Origin of the sequence: Streptomyces sp. NPDC050732 (assembly GCF_040654255.1) — a bacterium.
GTDB lineage: Bacteria > Actinomycetota > Actinomycetes > Streptomycetales > Streptomycetaceae > Streptomyces.
In genome coordinates this window covers 411,837-428,003 of record NZ_JBFAHP010000001.1, presented here as the reverse complement: position 1 = coordinate 428,003, position 16,167 = coordinate 411,837, and the positions used below count along the sequence as shown (strand labels likewise).

At 71.8% G+C, this 16,167-nt stretch carries 14 protein-coding genes; 6 read left to right on the top strand and 8 right to left on the bottom strand.

Translation table 11 applies throughout. The features are described from left to right. The first annotated feature begins 151 nt into the window (after positions 1-151). Positions 152-1,363: an acyltransferase family protein gene (locus tag AB0H82_RS01870; protein WP_362987663.1), complete on the top strand. Its 1,212-nt coding sequence runs from the start codon at positions 152-154 to the stop codon at positions 1,361-1,363. Between the two features lie 7 nt (positions 1,364-1,370). Here AB0H82_RS01870 and AB0H82_RS01865 read toward each other — a convergent pair whose 3' ends face one another. From AB0H82_RS01865 to AB0H82_RS01855, 3 genes are read right to left on the bottom strand one after another with little or no spacing between them, the layout of a single operon-like run. Then, the gene (locus tag AB0H82_RS01865; protein WP_362987739.1) at positions 1,371-1,805 is read right to left on the bottom strand and encodes an HD domain-containing protein; all 435 of its coding nucleotides are present in this window, start codon (positions 1,803-1,805) and stop codon (positions 1,371-1,373) included. Beyond that, a complete protein-coding gene (locus AB0H82_RS01860) occupies positions 1,805-4,261 on the bottom strand; it encodes an FtsX-like permease family protein (protein ID WP_362987660.1) in 2,457 nt (818 codons plus the stop codon). The genes AB0H82_RS01865 and AB0H82_RS01860 overlap by 1 nt, the downstream gene beginning before the upstream one ends. Continuing rightward, positions 4,261-5,079, bottom strand: a complete 819-nt coding sequence (locus tag AB0H82_RS01855) for an ABC transporter ATP-binding protein (RefSeq protein ID WP_362987658.1) — start codon at positions 5,077-5,079, stop codon at positions 4,261-4,263. The genes AB0H82_RS01860 and AB0H82_RS01855 overlap by 1 nt, the downstream gene beginning before the upstream one ends. 235 nt (positions 5,080-5,314) lie before the next feature. Between AB0H82_RS01855 and AB0H82_RS01850 the strand changes: the two genes are divergently transcribed. Beyond that, positions 5,315-6,490 (top strand): cation:proton antiporter, encoded by a 1,176-nt coding sequence (locus AB0H82_RS01850; protein WP_362987656.1) that lies wholly within the window; start codon positions 5,315-5,317, stop codon positions 6,488-6,490. A gap of 25 nt (positions 6,491-6,515) precedes the next feature. Here the strand turns inward: AB0H82_RS01850 and AB0H82_RS01845 are convergent, their stop codons facing one another. Further along, the gene (locus tag AB0H82_RS01845) at positions 6,516-7,700 is read right to left on the bottom strand and encodes a PP2C family protein-serine/threonine phosphatase (protein ID WP_362987654.1); all 1,185 of its coding nucleotides are present in this window, start codon (positions 7,698-7,700) and stop codon (positions 6,516-6,518) included. A 129-nt stretch (positions 7,701-7,829) separates the two neighbouring features. Here AB0H82_RS01845 and AB0H82_RS01840 point away from each other — a divergent pair, with 129 nt between their 5' ends. Next, positions 7,830-9,059, top strand: a complete 1,230-nt coding sequence (locus tag AB0H82_RS01840) for a GNAT family N-acetyltransferase (protein ID WP_362987652.1) — start codon at positions 7,830-7,832, stop codon at positions 9,057-9,059. Here AB0H82_RS01840 and AB0H82_RS01835 read toward each other — a convergent pair. The 3 genes from AB0H82_RS01835 to AB0H82_RS01825 all read right to left on the bottom strand — a co-directional run bounded on the left by AB0H82_RS01835 (position 9,056) and on the right by AB0H82_RS01825 (position 10,737). Next, the gene (locus tag AB0H82_RS01835) at positions 9,056-9,283 is read right to left on the bottom strand and encodes a superinfection immunity protein (protein ID WP_362987650.1); all 228 of its coding nucleotides are present in this window, start codon (positions 9,281-9,283) and stop codon (positions 9,056-9,058) included. The genes AB0H82_RS01840 and AB0H82_RS01835 overlap by 4 nt on opposite strands. A 64-nt stretch (positions 9,284-9,347) precedes the next feature. Continuing rightward, on the bottom strand, positions 9,348-10,160 hold the full coding sequence (locus AB0H82_RS01830; RefSeq protein WP_362987648.1) for a DNA-formamidopyrimidine glycosylase family protein: 813 nt from the start codon (positions 10,158-10,160) through the stop codon (positions 9,348-9,350). Positions 10,161-10,251: 91 nt separating this feature from the next. Beyond that, positions 10,252-10,737 (bottom strand): ribose-5-phosphate isomerase, encoded by a 486-nt coding sequence (locus AB0H82_RS01825; protein WP_362987646.1) that lies wholly within the window; start codon positions 10,735-10,737, stop codon positions 10,252-10,254. A 205-nt stretch (positions 10,738-10,942) separates the two neighbouring features. Between AB0H82_RS01825 and AB0H82_RS01820 the strand changes: the two genes are divergently transcribed. Together AB0H82_RS01820 and AB0H82_RS01815 are read left to right on the top strand one after the other, a co-directional pair. Then, the gene (locus AB0H82_RS01820; protein ID WP_362987644.1) at positions 10,943-12,391 is read left to right on the top strand and encodes an amino acid permease; all 1,449 of its coding nucleotides are present in this window, start codon (positions 10,943-10,945) and stop codon (positions 12,389-12,391) included. A 215-nt stretch (positions 12,392-12,606) separates the two neighbouring features. Then, positions 12,607-13,866 (top strand): FAD-binding oxidoreductase, encoded by a 1,260-nt coding sequence (locus AB0H82_RS01815; RefSeq protein WP_362987737.1) that lies wholly within the window; start codon positions 12,607-12,609, stop codon positions 13,864-13,866. 31 nt (positions 13,867-13,897) lie between these two features. On the opposite strand, the gene AB0H82_RS01810 is transcribed toward AB0H82_RS01815, so the two are convergent. Then, a complete protein-coding gene (locus tag AB0H82_RS01810; protein WP_362987642.1) occupies positions 13,898-14,476 on the bottom strand; it encodes a biotin transporter BioY in 579 nt (192 codons plus the stop codon). Positions 14,477-14,740: 264 nt separating this feature from the next. Between AB0H82_RS01810 and AB0H82_RS01805 the strand changes: the two genes are divergently transcribed. Further along, complete coding sequence (locus tag AB0H82_RS01805) at positions 14,741-16,120, top strand: amino acid permease (protein ID WP_362987640.1); 1,380 nt, start codon at positions 14,741-14,743, stop codon at positions 16,118-16,120. Positions 16,121-16,167 lie beyond the last annotated feature (47 nt).

Here is a 16,167-nt window from a genome sequence, read left to right as displayed (position 1 = left end):
GATTCCCGGGGATTGGGTCGACGAAAGCGACGGGGGTTTTACGAATACACCGCCGCGACGCTAGGGTGCCTCAGATGTTCCACGCTGCCACCACCCCCGCAGGCGCAGTGCGGTCCCGGATCGTCTCACCGAGTTCCTGGTGGGAGGGCCTGTGACCAACTCGGTGCACCCGCACGGACGCCACCGGGCGCCGCTCCCCCCGGCCCAGGTGCCGGCGGCCGGAGTCTCCGTTCCCCGCGCCCACCACCCGCCCTCGCAGGCCGCCGCCCCCACAGCTCCCACCGCCCCGGCCAGCCGCAGCACCGCCCAGAGCGCGTCGAAGCCCGCCAAGCAGCGGGACGCGTTCTTCGACAACGCCAAGTACCTGGCGATCGTCCTCGTGGCGATGGCCCACGCATGGGAACCGCTGACGGATCACAGCCGCGCCGCCGAGGCGCTGTACATGACCGTCTACACCTTCCACATGCCGGCGTTCATCGTGATCTCCGGCTACTTCTCGCGCAGTTTCGACATGCGTCCCGACCGCCTGAAGCGGCTCGTGACCGGCGTCGCCGTGCCGTACGTCATCTTCGAGGTCGCGTACAGCCTCTTCAAGCGCTGGGCCGACGACGATCCCGGCCATCCGATCAGCCTGCTCGACCCCTGGTACCTCACCTGGTTCCTGGTCGCGCTCTTCGTGTGGCGGCTCACCGTGCCGCTGTGGAAGATCGTGCGCTGGCCGGTGCCGCTCGCGCTGGCCATCGCCATGCTCGCCGTGATCTCGCCCGACATCGGCGACGACCTCGACCTGCAGCGCGTCCTGCAGTTCCTCCCCTTCTTCGTCCTCGGCCTCTTCATGAAGCCCGAGTACTTCCAGCTGGTGCGCCGCCGTGAGGTGCGGATCCTGTCCGTGCCGGTCTTCGCCGCCGCGGTCCTCCTCGCCTACTGGGCGGCGCCGCGGATGACCTCCGTGTGGTTCTACCGCCGCGACAGCGCGCAGGAGCTGGGCGTGCCGTGGTGGGTCGGCATCGTGATGACGCTGGCGCTCTTCGGCTGTTCCGTCGTCCTCACCGCGTGCTTCTTCGCGTGGGTGCCGCGCCGCAAGATGTGGTTCACGATCCTCGGCGCCGGCACGCTGTACGGCTATCTGCTGCACGGCTTCCTCGCCAAGGGCTCCCGTTTCTGGGGCTGGTTCGAGGAGTACGAGTGGCTGCACAAGCCGCTCGGCGAGATCTTCGTGACGGTGGTCGCCGCGACCGTGGTGACCCTGCTGTGCACGCCGCCGGTGCAGCGCGTGTTCCGGTTCGCGATGGAGCCCAGGATGGAGTGGGCCTTCAAGCGGGACGCGGCGCAACTCGCCAGGGAACGGGGCAGGTCCGGCTAGCGGGTCCTCAGCCGATCCCCAACAGGGCGCGCATGGTGGCGTACTTCGCCGTCAGGCGCGCCCTTGTCGTCGCGTCGAGCACCGCGAGGCGGGCCGGGTCCGCGTTGTGGGCCAGGTCCGCCTCCTTCACGAGGCGGGCGCCCGGGGTGGTGAGAATGCGTTCCGCGTACGCCTCCTTGGACTCCGCGGGGCGCTTGGTGAGTGCCAGGACGATGTCCTTCGTGCGCGGGGTGAGGGGGGCCTCGCGCAGCCACCGCTCCGGCAGGGCGTCGTCCTCGACGGAGTCGTGCAGCCAGGCCGCGGCGATCTGCTCGTCGTCGCCGCCCCGCGCCCGCACCCCGTCGGCCACGGCCCGCAGGTGCTCGGCGTAGGGGCGGCCCGCCTTGTCGGTCTGGCCGGCGTGGGCCTCGCGGGCGAGGGCTTCCACCTCGGGGAGGGACATCATGCGGTGGACTTTAGTGCGGCTCGCGCCGGGATCGTCGCCGAGGCGAGGCCGAGGACCAGGACTGCGCCGACGAAGGCGCCGTACGTCAGCGGGGGGATGTACGGGGACTCGCCGGTCAGGCCCTTCATCATCGGGACGAGCGTGGCGAGGGCGATCGCCGAGCCGATGACGATGCCCGCGCAGGCGACGAGCAGCGCCTCCCAGCGGATCATGTGCATCACCTGGCGGCGCGTGGAGCCGATCAGGCGCAGCGTGCCGAGTTCGCGGCGGCGGTCGAGGACGGTCATCACCAGGGTGTTGACCGCGGCGATGGCCGCGAAGCCGCCGAGCACGGCCGCCATGGTGGTGTTGGCCCAGGCGTTGAGCTCGCGGTCGAGGGACTGGGCGGTGGTGTAGCCGTCGCGGTCCTGGAGGGTGCCGAGGCCTGCGAGTGCCTGTTCCGAGCCGCCCTTGGTCCAGAGCTCGGTGGCGAAGGACGAGGTGACGTGCTGCTTCAGGTCGGCCGCGGACATGGTGACCTGGGAGAGGCCGAGGCCCCTGCCGTACGTCGCCACGACCTTCGGCGCGGCCCTGGTGCCGTCGGGCAGGCGGATGTCGAGGCGGTCGCCGGTCTGCACGTGCGCGGACCGGGCGAGGTTGGCGTCGATGGCGATCCGGTCCCTGCCGAGTGTCAGGGCGCCCGTCTCGACCTTCAGGTCCTGGACCTTCGCGAGGTCGGCGGCGGAGCCGGTGATGCCCTGCGTCGACGCCGACTCCAGCCAGCGGTCGGCGCCGGAGCCGACGGGGACGAGCACGGAGGTCTTGAGCAGGCCGACGGCGGAGGTGACCCCTTCGGTGTCGGCGGCCTTCGTCACCGCGCCCGGGGCGAGGCCCGTCTCGGAGGTGACGATGTGGTCGGCGGTGATGCCCGCGCGCTGCTGGTCGGCGGCGACGCGGTCCTCGCTGGTGTGCATGAAGACGAGAACGGAGGAGAAGGCCATGGCGAGCACGATGGGGGTGATCGCGGAGGCCAGGCGGCGGGCGTTCGTACGGGAGTTGGCGGCGGCCAGTGCGGCGGGGGCTCCGGCGCCGCGCAGCGGGAGGCCGAACAGGGCGGCGCAGCCGCGGGCCACGAGCGGGCCGAGCAGGGCCACGGCGAGCATGAAGAGCATGACGACGCCGAGCGCCGCGTTGGCCGCGTCCTCGCCGGTGTTGTGGGCGGCGAAGCCCGCGAAGACCGCGCCGCCGACGGCGGCGGCGATGCCCAGCGGTGTACGGATCCAGCCGAGCGGCATCCGTTCCACGGAGGCCTCGCTGAGTGCCTGGCCGGGCTTGATGCGGGAGGGGCGGCGGGCGGCCAGGTATCCGGCGCCGAGTGCGGTGAGGACGGCGACGCCGACGGCGGCGGCGAGCGGGATGAAGGAGACGGACAGGTCGACGGCCTCGGGGACCGCGCCCTTCTCCTTCAGCTGTCCGAACCACCAGCCGGCCAGGGCGATGCCGGGCAGCACGCCGACCGCTGCCGCGACCGGTGCGACGAGCAGGGTCTCGGTGGCGATGGTGCGGCGGATCTGGCGCGGGGTGGTGCCGATGGCGCGCAGGAGCGCGTATTCGCGGGCGCGCTGGCCGACCGAGAGGGCGACGGTGCCGGCCGAGGTGAAGACGGCGGTGAGTGCGGCGATGCCGCCGAAGGAGCCGCCGAGTGCGGTGAGCAGTTCCTTGGCGTAGGCGAGTTCGGAGCCCTCGGCCGCGCTGCGGTCGTCGCCGGTGTGCACGTCGGCCTTCTTGCCGAGGGCATGCGCAACTTGCGACTTGAGGGTGTCGGCGGGGATGCCGTCCTTGGGCAGTACGGCGATGGCGTCGACGCGGCCGGGGTGGCCGGAGACGCGGACGGCCTCGGCGTCGGCGAACCAGGCGGTGAGTGCGCCCTGCCGGGGCTCGACCGTGCCGGAGACGCGGACGTCGCGCGGCCCGTCGGCGGTGGTGAGCGTGGTGCGGTCGCCGACGGAGGCACCGGGTGCGGCGAGGACGACTTCGCCGGGGTGCGGGGCGCGGCCCGCGGTCAGCTTCTCGCCGGTGAAGGCGGTGGAGCCCCAGCCGTGTGCGGTGACGTCCTTGCCGCCGGAGTGCACGGGGAAGGTGACGTCGGGGACGGCGGCGCGGGCGCCGGGCACCGCACCGGCCTTCGCGACCAGGGAGGCGTCGAGCCGCGCCTGGTCGGGCAGCGGGGTGTCCGACTCGGACTTGCTGTCGCCGCTGCCGGCGACGAAGTGGACGGACTGGTCGGCGGCGGCGACCACGGGTGCGCCCGCGTAGCGCTCGGGCGGCACGGAGGCGCGCAGCCCCGTCTCCAGGAGGATGCCGCAGGCGGCCACGATCAGCGAGGCCATCATGAGAGCGACGAACGTGCCGGCGAACGCGGCGGGTTTGAAGCGGACGGCGGCGCGGGCGAGGCCGTTGGGCACGTACGCCATTACGCGGCCACCCCCGCGTACGAGGGCGCGGTGAGAGCTGTCATGCGGGCGGTGATCTGTGCGGCGGAGGCGCGCTCCAGGCGGTCGACGAGGGAGCCGTCGGCGAGGAAGAGGACGCGGTCGGCGTAGGCCGCGGCGGCCGGGTCGTGGGTGACCATGACGACGGTGGCGCCCATGGAATCGACCGCGTGGCGAAGCAGGCCGAGGATCTCGGTGGCGGTGGTGGTGTCCAGGGCGCCGGTCGGCTCGTCGGCGAAGATCACGTCGGGCCGGGTGACCAGGGCGCGGGCGATGGCGACGCGCTGCTGCTGGCCGCCGGAGAGCTGGCCGGGGCGGCGGCGCGCCTTGTCGCCGAGGCCGACGCGGGTGAGCATTTCGGCGGCCTTGCGGCGGTCGGGGCGGTGGCCCGCGAGGCGCATCGGCAGGACGACGTTCTGTTCGACGGTCAGCGACGGCAGCAGGTTGAAGGCCTGGAAGACGAAGCCGAGGCGGGTGCGGCGCAGGGCGGTGAGCTTGTTCTCGCTCATGCCGGTGATCTCGGTGCCGCCGAGGTGGACGGTGCCGGAGGTGGGCCGGTCGAGTCCGGCCGCGCACTGCAGGAACGTGGACTTGCCCGAGCCCGAGGGCCCCATGACGGCGGTGAAGCTGCCGCGGGGCAGGGCGAGGTCGATGCCGGCGAGGGCGTGCACGGCGCCGGAGCCGCGGCCGTACTGGCGGCGGACGCCCCGGAGTTCGACGGCCGAGTCGCCGTGTGCCGGCGCGCCGATGACGCGTACGTCCTCCTCGACGACCTGGTTCTTCTTCCGCCGCAGCCCCATGTCCCTGTCCACCTCTCCGTACGAATTCGACCTCTCGAACGTACGGAGAAGGGGGTGCTGTGGACCATGACGGCTCCCGGCCGATGCCAGGTAGGGGAAACCCCACCCCGTTGGTCATCCGCGCCCCCAGGAAACCCTTTGGTAAGCTAACTATTGACGCGTTCTTTACGAACCCTTGACCATAAACTCGACGAGAAGGAGCGGGCCCATCGGACACGCGGACACCCTGATAGCCATGGGCGGTGCCTTTCTGGCCGCCGCCGTCCTCGCGCGCCTCGGCGGCCGCATCGGACTCCCCACCATCCCCCTGTTCATCCTGGCCGGGATCCTCCTCGGCCCGCACACCCCCGGCGTGGTCCTGGTATCCGACCCCCACGACCTGGAGATGCTCTCGGCGCTCGGCCTGGTCCTGCTGCTCTTCTACCTGGGCCTCGAATTCCACCTGGACGACCTCAAGACCGGCGGCCGGAAGATGGCCCTCGCCGGAGGCACCTACCTCGCCCTGAACGTCGGCGCCGGCCTGGGCTTCGGATTCGCGCTCGGCTGGGGCACCTCCGAAGCGCTGGTCCTCGCCGGAGTGCTCGGCATCTCGTCCTCCGCGATCGTCACGAAGGTCCTGGTCGACACCGGCCGCCTCGGCAATCCGGAGACCAGGCCGATCCTCGGCATCATCGTCGTCGAGGACATCTTCCTGGCCCTCTACCTCGCGGCGCTCCAGCCGATCCTGTCCGGCGCCGACAGCCTCTCGGCGGCCGTCCTCGACGGCGGCAAGGCCTTCGGCTTCCTGCTCCTCCTCGCGCTCGCGGCACGCTTCGGCACGCGGCTCGTCGGCCGCCTCATGGACACCCGCGACGACGAACTGCTCGTCATCTCCTTCCTCGGCGCCGCCGTCTTCGTCGCCGGGGTCTCCGAGTGGTTCGGGGTCGCCGACGCGATCGGCGCGTTCATGGTCGGTCTGATGCTGGGCAGCACGGCGTCCGGCGACCGCATCCGCAAGCTGGTGCATCCGCTGCGCGACGCGTTCGGGGCGATCTTCTTCTTCGCGTTCGGGCTCTCCATCGACCCCGGCGACCTGCCGGTGGTGCTCTGGCCGGTCCTCGCGGCGGTCGCGGTGACGCTCCTGATGAACGTCCTGGCGGGACTCGGGGCGGCGCGGGTGTACGGCTTCGGGGCGGGCCCCGCGGCGAACATCTCCACGACGCTGCTCGCCCGCGGCGAGTTCGCGCTGATCCTCGCCACGATGGCGGCGGGCGCGGGCCTCGACGAGCGGCTCTCCCCCTTCATCGCGGGGTACGTCCTCCTGCTCGCGGTCCTCGGCCCCCTGGCCGCGGGACGGTCGGAGTGGCTGGCACGGATCCTGCCGGGCGGCCGGGACCTCGCGGCGGCGGAGACGGGTTCAGCCGTCCGCTAGGGCCTGTCCGCCTGTGGGGGACGGTTCACGCCTCCCGGCAGATCAGCAGCAGCGCCCTGTCGTCGTTCACGTCCTTCGCGACCGCCTCGATCAGATGCCAGGCCGCGCCGTGGAAGCCCCCGGCCACGTACCGGTCGGCCTCGCCCGTCAGGCGGTCCATGCCCTCGGCGATGTCGCGCTCGGAGGTCTCGACGAGGCCGTCCGTGAAGAGCATCAGGACGTCGCCGGGGCGCAGGACGCCTTTGACGGGGTCGAACTGCGCCCCGTCGTAGACGCCGAGGAGCGGGCCCTGGCCCGCCTTCTCCTCCCAGCGGCCGCTGCCCGCGCTGAGCTGGAGGCCGGGCGGGTGGCCCGCGGAGAACAGTTCGTAGTCGCCGGTCTCCAGGTCGAGGACGAGGTGGATGGAGGTCGCGAAGCCCTCGTCCCAGTCCTGGCGGAGCAGATAGCCGTTGGCGGCGGGCAGGAAGGCGTGCGGGGGCAGCGAGCCGAGCAGGCCGCCGAACGCGCCGGAGAGCAGCAGCGCCCGCGACCCCGCGTCCATGCCCTTGCCCGAGACGTCGGTGAGGACGGCCTCCAGGGTGCGGCCGCCGTTCGTGCGGGCCGCGACCACGAAGTCCCCGGAGAAGGACTGGCCGCCGGCCGGGCGGAGCGCCATCTCGCGGTGCCAGCCGCGCGGCAGCTTCGGCAGCTTGCTCTGGACGCGGATGCGTTCGCGCAGGTCGAAGAGCATGGTGCCGCCGCCGCGCCAGGGGACGCCGACCCGGCTGCGGAACTGGGCGATGAGGAGTCCGAAGAACCCGCAGGCGGCGACCACCAGGACGACGCCGGGTGTGACGCGGGAGGCGCCTTCCGTGTACGGACCGAGCCGGACGGACTCCACGATGAGGGCCACCGCCGACGCCGCGTAGAGACCGAGCAGGCTGGCGGGGCGCAGCAGCAGGCCGCCCGCGACGATGGGCAGGACGAGCGCGGCCGGTGAGAACCACACGTTGTTGACGATCGTGCAGCAGGTGATCACCGGCACGGTGAGGAGCAGCCCGGCCAGCGCCACCCAGTCGGAGCCGTCGCCGCGGAAGTAGTCGACCCCGGATTTGCGCAGCACGATCCGGACCCGGTGCAGCCTCTTCTTCATCCGGGCCGTGAACGTCTCGGCTTCCGCGCGCCGTTCGCGGTGCGCGCGGCGTGCGCGTCCTTCTCGTCGTACCACCATTGCTCGTGGACCTTATCCAGCGGGCCGCGTACTTCGCACGGGAGGTCCCAGTTGTCCCCCGCCGGAGGCGGGCCGCGGAGCGTGGAAATCCTGTCGCACCGGGCGGTATCGCCCTGGTAGGCATGGCATATGACGACAGACTTACGCGTGCTCGCGGAGACCGAGTGGGACACCTGGTACGGGATGTTGGACGTCGCGTTCGGCGGCGTGCCGGAGGCCGCGGAGGAGCAGGAACTGTGGCGGAGGCTCGTCGAGTTCGACCGGTCGATGGGCGTGTGGGACGGGGACGCCTGTGTGGGGGCGGCGGGGGCGTTCTCCTTCCGGCTCTCCGTGCCGGGCGGCGCGCTGGCGGACGCGGCGGGCGTGACGATGGTGGGTGTCGCGGCGACGCACCGGCGGCGCGGGATCCTGACGTCGATGATGCGGCGGCAGCTCGACGACGTGCGCGCGCGGGGCGAGGCGCTGGCCGTGCTCACCGCATCGGAGCCGGACATCTACGGCCGCTTCGGGTACGGCGCGGCCACCCAGCAGCTGCGGGCCGACATCGACACGACCCGGGTCCGCCTGTCCGTCCCCGCCGGTACGGATGACGTATCCCTTCGGTACGCGAAGGCCGCCGACGTCCACGACGCGTGCGAGGCGCTGTACGCACGCCGGGTCACCGGGCGTCCGGGGATGCTGGCCCGGCAGCCGGGCTGGGAGCGGCTCGGGCTGCTCGACCCGAAGGACGACAGGGACGGCGCGTCACCGCTGCAGTGCGTGGTCGCCGAGCGCGCGGGCGAGCTCGTCGGGTACGTGCGGTATGCCATCAAGCCGGAGTGGGACACGAAGGGCCCCAAGGGCGTGGTGAAGGTGCGCGACATCGAGGGGCTCGACCCGGCGGCGTACGCGGCGCTGTGGCGGTTCCTCTTCGACATCGACCTGACCTCGTCGGTCCTCGCCAGGAACCGGCCGGTGGACGACCCGCTGCTCCAGCTCGTGACGGACGTCCGCCGGTGCGACCTGCGGGTGGGCGACTCGCTGCACGTGCGGCTCGTCGAGGTGGGCGCGGCGCTTGAGGCGCGTACGTACCAGACGCCCCTGGACGTGGTGTTCGAGGTCGAGGACGCCTTCTGCCCCTGGAACGAGGGGCGTTGGCGCCTCACCGGCGACGCGAAGGGCGCCTCGTGCGAGCGCACGGACGACGCGGCCGATCTCGCCCTGTCCGTACGGGAGTTGGGTGCCGCCTACCTCGGCGGCGTGTCCCTGACGTCCCTGGCGGGCGCGGGCCGGGTACGGGAGCTGCGCCGGGGCGCCCTGCCCGAGGCCTCGGTGGCCTTCGGCTCCGCCGTGGCGCCGTGGCTGCCGCACGGGTTCTAGACGGTTTGGGGCGCCGGGGAGTGCTTGGGCGGGCGGGTGGCGAGGTAGAGGGCGATCAGCCAGCCGATGACCGAGGCGCCGAAGGCGAGGTTGATGACGAGGATCAGCCAGCGGTGCTCGGCGCCCCGGTTGAAGGCGATGAGGGACGGCAGCAGGAAGAAGGCGACGAAGAGCACGCCGATCGCGATGGCGACCGGCCCGTCGATCCACGTGGTGCCGAACATGCGAAAACCCCCGTTGAGCTGGTGAAAGCGGTCACTGGATCTTAAGGGGGGGCGGGGGCCCCGCTCAGGCCGGGCGCTGGCAGGTGGGGCACCAGAAGAGGTTGCGGGCGGCCAGGTCGGCGGTGCGGATGCCGGTGCCGCAGAGGTGGCAGGGCTGGTTCGCCCTGCGGTAGACGTACACCTCGCCGCCGTGGTCGTCGACGCGCGGCGGGCGGCCCATCGCCTCCGGGGTGTGCTCGGGCCTGACGGTGTCGATGCGGTTCAGCCGCACTCCCTCGCGCATCAGCTCCACGAGGTCCGCCCAGATCGCGGTCCACCGCGCCTCGGTGAGGTCCTTGCCCTGGGTGTACGGGTCGATGCCGTGCCGGAAGAGGACCTCCGCGCGGTAGACGTTGCCGACGCCCGCGATGACCTTCTGGTCCATGAGGAGGGCGGCGACGGTGGTGCGGCTGCGGGAGATGCGGCGGTAGGCCTTCGCCGGGTCGTCGCCGTCCCGCAGGGGGTCGGGGCCGAGGCGGTCGTGTATCGCCCGCTTCTCCTCGTCCGTGATGAGGGCGCAGGTGGTGGGGCCGCGCAGGTCGGAGTAGTACGACTCGTTCAGCAGGCGGAGGCGGACGGTGTCCGTGGGGGGCGGGGCGGGGCACTCGCCGACGGCGTACTTGCCGAAGAGGCCGAGGTGGATGTGGACCCAGCCGGTCTCGGCGAAGCCCAGGAAGAGGTGCTTGCCGTGGGCCTCCGCGGTGTCCATCACCTGGCCGGTGAGGAGGGCGGCGCTGTCGGAGAACTTGCCCTGCGGGCTGGTCGCCCGCACCGGACGGCCCTGGAAGCGGTCGCGGTGGTCGGCCGCAAGCCGATGAATGGTGTGCCCCTCCGGCACGGGTCCCTCCGGGGGTGGTGCGGAGGGGCTGTGATGTCAGCCCCTCCGGCGTTTGAGGAGCGGGGTCCGGGGCGGAGCCCCGTGACGTCCGCTACTGCTGGGGGTGGCCTGCGGGGATCGCGGGCAGCTCGCCCGTCTCCTCGTAGCGCGCCAGCATCTCGATGCGGCGCGTGTGACGCTCCTCACCCGAGTACGGCGTCGCCAGGAAGATCTCGACGAACTTCGTCGCCTCTTCCTGGGTGTGCATGCGGCCGCCGATGGAGATCACGTTGGCGTTGTTGTGCTCGCGGCCGAGCGCCGCGGTCTGCTCGCTCCAGGCCAGGGCCGCCCGCACGCCCTTCACCTTGTTCGCGGCGATCTGCTCGCCGTTCCCGGAGCCGCCGATGACGATGCCGAGGGCCTCCGGGTCCGCGGCGGTCCTCTCCGCGGCGCGCAGGCAGAACGGCGGGTAGTCGTCCTGGGCGTCATAGATGTGGGGCCCGCAGTCGACGGGCTCGTGGCCGTGGCTCTTGAGCCATTCGACCAGGTGGTTCTTGAGTTCGTAGCCGGCATGATCCGAGCCGAGGTACACGCGCATGGGTCCGAGTGTGGCATGTCGCGGGGCGGGTAGCCGCGACCGGGCAGGAGCTTGATCTTGTCGAGATCTCCCCGGGATCACCCCGGGCGGGACCTTGGTCCAGGCCATTGGCCGGAATACAACGATCCGGATTCAGGACTTCCGTCCCGTTCACCCCTGAGTTTGAATGCGGGGGCTCGTGACCCGAGAACTTAAGGATTCGTCCATGACCTCGCAACCCTCCCTTGCGAAGGCAGACAGCAACCCCACATCCCCTGGGGATCCGCAGTCAGGCCAGAGTGGTGACACCGGCGACGGCCTCAAGGCGGGTCTGAAGAACCGCCACCTCTCGATGATCGCCATCGGCGGCGTGATCGGCGCCGGTCTCTTCGTCGGCTCCAGCTCCGGCATCGCCGCCGCCGGGCCCGCGATCCTCATCTCGTACGCCCTCGTCGGCACGATGGTCGTCCTCGTGATGCGGATGCTCGGCGAGATGGCCGCCGCCCGGCCCGCCTCCGGCTCCTTCTCCACCTACGCGGACCAGGCCCTCGGCCGCTGGGCCGGTTTCTCCATCGGCTGGCTGTACTGGTTCTTCTGGGTCGTCGTGCTCGCGGTGGAGGCCACCGCCGGTGCCGTCATCCTCAACGGCTGGATACCCGCCGTCCCGCAGTGGGGCTGGGCGCTGATCGTGATGGTCGTCCTCACCGCGACGAACCTCGTGTCGGTGGGCTCGTACGGCGAGTTCGAGTTCTGGTTCGCCGGGATCAAGGTCGTCGCCATCGGCGGCTTCGTCGTCATCGGTCTGCTCGCCGTCTTCGGCCTGCTGCCCGGCTCGGACAACCCCGGCGCCGGATTCGCGCACCTCACCGACGCGGGCGGCTTCATGCCCAAGGGGGCTGGCGCCATCCTCACCGGTGTGCTGATGGTCGTCTTCTCCTTCATGGGCAGCGAGATCGTCACTCTGGCCGCCGGTGAGTCCGAGGACCCGCAGCGTGCCGTCACCAAGGCGACGAACAGCGTGATCTGGCGCATCGGCGTCTTCTACCTGGGCTCGATCTTCGTCGTCATCACGCTCCTGCCGTGGAACGACAAGTCGATCACCGAGCACGGCAGTTACGTCGCCGCGCTGAACTCGATCGGCATCCCGCACGCCGGCCAGGTCATGAACGTCATCGTCCTCACCGCCGTGCTCTCCTGCCTCAACTCCGGCCTCTACACCGCGTCCCGCATGGCCTTCTCGCTCGGCCAGCGCGGCGACGCGCCCAAGTCCTTCGCGCGCACCAACGCGCGGGGCGTCCCGCAGGCCGCGATCCTCGGCTCCGTCGTCTTCGGTTTCGTCGCCGTCTGGTTCAACTACCAGTGGAAGGACACCGTCTTCGACTTCCTGCTCAACTCCTCGGGCGCGGTGGCCCTCTTCGTGTGGCTGATCATCAGCTTCACGCAGCTGCGGATGCGCGGCATCATCCTGCGCGAGGAGCCGGAGAAGCTCGTCGTGAAGATGTGGCTCTTCCCGTACCTGACGTGGGTCACGATCGCGATGATCTCGTTCGTACTCGTCTACATGCTGACCGACGAGGCCGGCCGCAAGCAGGTGCTGCTCTCGCTCCTCGCCGCCGCCTTCGTCGTCGTCTTCTCGCTCGTGCGCGAGAAGGTGCGGCCCCGGGTGGCGTCCTGACCTGAATTCCGGTGGAGCGCCGGGACAGTTGACGACGGGTGTTCACGTCTGTGAGGGATGCTCTCCCTGTCAGACGAGACACCCGTCTCGACGTATGCAGGCAGGGCGGCGGTCGGCCGCCGCCCGGCCGTTCAACGGAGGCTCCCGTGGACTTCACCGCACAGCGACTCGTGTTCCGGCCGGGTGATCCCGGATACGACGAGGAACTCGCCGGCATGCAGACCGGCTTCGCGACGCGGCCCGCCATCGTCTTCGGCGCGGGGAGCGCCGACGACGTCGTCGCCGCGGTGTCGTACGCCGCCGAGGCCGGCCTCCCCGTCGGCGTCCAGGCCACCGGGCACGGCGTGCCGGGAGCGTCGGAGGGCGGCGTCCTGATCAGTACGCGGCGGATGGACTCCGTGCGCGTCGACCCCGAGGCGCGCTCCGTCACCGTGGGCGCCGGCGCCCGCTGGGGCCAGGTCGTCGAGGCCGCGGTGGAGCACGGCCTCGCCCCGCCGAACGGCACGGCGCCGAGCGTGGGCGCTGTCTCGTACACCCTCGGTGGCGGACTCGGCATCCTCGGCCGCGAGTTCGGCTACGCGGCCGACCACGTCCGCTCGCTCGACGTCGTCACCGCGGACGGCGTCCTGCGCCACGTCACGGCGGACAGCGACCCCGAGCTCTGCTGGGGGCTGCTGGGCGGCGGCGCGAACCTCGGAGTCGTCACCGGCCTGGAGATCGGTCTGATGCCGGTGGCCAGGCTGTACGGCGGCGCCCTCGCGTTCGACGGCGGCGCGGTCGACCCGGCCGCCGTGCTGCGCGGCTACGAGCAGTGGGCGCGGACCCTGCCCGACGAGGTGACCTCGTCGCTCGCGGCGCTCGTCTACCCGGACCTGCCGCAGCTCCCGCCGCACCTGAAGGGCCGCTACCTCCTCCTGATCCGGATCGCCTCCACCGGCTCGGCGGCCGACGGCGAGCGGCTCGTGGCTCCCCTGCGGGAGATCGGGCCCACCGTGTCGGACACGATGCGCGAGATGCCGTACGCCGAGAGCCCCTCCATCCACGGCGACCCGGACTTCCCGCACGCCTTCTACGGCGACAACGTGCTCCTGAGCGGCCTCGACGTCGACGCGGCCGCCGACGTCCTCGCGCTCGCCGGACCCGGCGCGGCCACCATGCACGTCCTGCAGCTCAACCACCTGGGCGGGGCCCTGGCGCGGCCCGCGCCGAACGCGGTGCCCTACCGCGAGGCGGGGTGGCTCCTGCGGCTCCTGTCACCGCTGGACGGGACGGACGTCGAGACCCAGCGGAAGGTGCACGCGGAGGCGTTCGGGCTCCTCGCGCCGCAGGCCCTGGGGCGCTCCCTCAACTTCGTCTTCGGCGGCAACGACCGGCCGGAGGGTCTTTACGACCCGGAAACGCTGAAGAGGCTCGCCGCGTTGAAGGCCACGTACGACCCGGCGAACCTCTTCAGGCGGAATTACAGCGTCGGATAGTCCGGCCGACGGCCGGAGGCACCGGTGCGTGTCAGCGGTCGAGGAGCTTCCACGCCGTGGGCAGCGCGCCCATCGCGAGCGCGGCCTTCAGGGCGTCGCCGATCAGGAAGGGCGTGAGCCCGGCGGCGACGGCCTGGGTCAGCGACATGCCGGTGGCGGCGGCCAGGTAGGGGACGCCGACCGCGTAGATGATCGCGGAGCCGAGGACCATCGTGCCCGCCGTGCGCAGCACCGAGCGGTCGCCGCCGCGGCGGGCCAGCGCGCCCACCACCGTGGCGGCGAGCAGCATGCCGAGGACGTAGCCGAGGGACGGGGCCGCGACGCCGGAGCCCGCCTGGGCGAACCACGGCATGCCCGCCATGCCCACGAGGGCGTACACCGCGAGCGAGAGGAAGCCGCGGCGGGCGCCCAGCGACGTGCCGACGAGCAGCGCGGCGAAGGTCTGGCCGGTCACCGGCACCGGGGAGCCCGGCACGGGCACCGCGATCTGGGCGGCGATCCCGGTGAGCGCGGCGCCGCCGAGCACGAGCGCCGCGTCCTTCACGCGGGACGCGGGCAGCAGGTCCGCGAGGACCTGGCCGGGACGGGTGGTGGCAGCGGCGATGCTCATCGGGGACTCCGCGAGGACGTGGGCAGGTGGGGAACGCGTCGACGCTATCCCAGGCGGTGGCGCGGCAACACGGTCATCGGCCGACAACCCGGGGGCGGGGCCTTGGTGGGCTCCGTACAAAGGGGCGTTCGTACACCTCGGGCGGCGTGACGCTCGTCACGGAGGTCGGCGGGTGGGTGCCCCGTTTTGCGCGCGGGGCTGCCGCCCGGGGAGACTGTAGGTTCCCGCCAAACCACTGAGCACCCTGAGAGCCAGCTGAACGCCATGCACGACCAATCGCCGCCCGACCAGCCTCTGGGGGGCGGTCTCAAGCAGCGGCACCTCACCATGCTCGGGCTCGGCGGTGTCATCGGCGCCGGACTGTTCGTGGGGTCGGGGGCGGGGATCTCGGTCGCGGGCCCCGGCATCGTCGTCTCGTATCTGATCGCGGGCGCGCTCGCGATGTGCGTCATGCGGATGCTCGGCGAGATGTCGGCCGCGATGCCCGCGTCGGGCTCCTTCTCCGTGCACGCGGAGCGCGCGCTCGGCCGCTGGGCGGGGTTCAGCGTCGGCTGGCTCTACTGGTTCCTGCTTGTGGTCGTGCTCGCCGTGGAGGCGACCGGCGCCGCGCAGATCGCGCACGGCTGGGCGCCCGCGGTGCCGCAGTGGGCCTGGGTGCTGATCTTCATGCTGGTCTTCACCGCGGCCAACCTCGCCTCGGTGAAGAACTTCGGCGAGTTCGAGTTCTGGTTCGCGGCCCTGAAGGTCTTCGCGATCGTCGCGTTCCTGGTCCTCGGGCTGCTCGCGGTCTTCGGCGTGCTGCCCGACACGGACCCCGTGGGCCTCACCAACCTCACCGAGCAGGGCGGTTTCCTGCCGAACGGCTGGGAGGGCGTCGTCTCGGGCGTCCTCGCCGTCGTCTTCGCGTTCGGCGGCCTTGAGGTCGTGACGATCGCGGCCGCCGAGTCCGACGACCCGGTGCGCTCGGTCGCCCGCGCGGTGCGCAGCGCGGTCTACCGCATCCTCTTCTTCTACGTCGGGTCGATGCTCGTCATCGTGACGGTGCTGCCCTGGACGGCGCAGCAGGCGGGCGCCAGCCCGTACGTCACGGTCCTCGACTCGATCGGGGTGCCGTCCGCCGGGACCATCATGAACATCGTGGTGTTCGTGGCGCTGCTCTCCGCGCTGAACGCCAACCTCTACGGCTCGTCCCGGATGGTCTTCTCGCTGGCCGAGCGCGGCGAGGCGCCGAAGGCCCTCCTGAAGGTGTCCGGCGGCGGGGTGCCGCGCCGCGCGGTCCTCGCCTCCGTCGCCTTCGGCTTCGTGTCCGTCGTCCTCAATCTGAAGTGGCCGGACTCGGTCTTCCTCTACATGCTCAACTCCGTCGGCGCGGTGCTCCTCTTCGTCTGGGCGCTGATCGCGGTCTCGCAGCTGCGGCTGCGCCGGCGCATCGAGCGGGAGGCGCCGGAGCGGCTGGTGCTGCGGATGTGGGCGTTCCCGTATCTGACGTGGGCCGCGCTGGCCGCGATGGCAGCCGTGCTCGGGCTGATGCTGACGGACGAGGGGGCGCGGCCGCAGCTGCTGTGGTCGGCCGGGGCGACGGGGCTCGTGCTGGTGATCGCGGGGCTGCGGGAGCGGCACGCGGCACGCGTGAAGAGAAGATGAACTTGATGTGCACATTTCTTCACAACGTGTGAGCGTGGTGTCCGTAT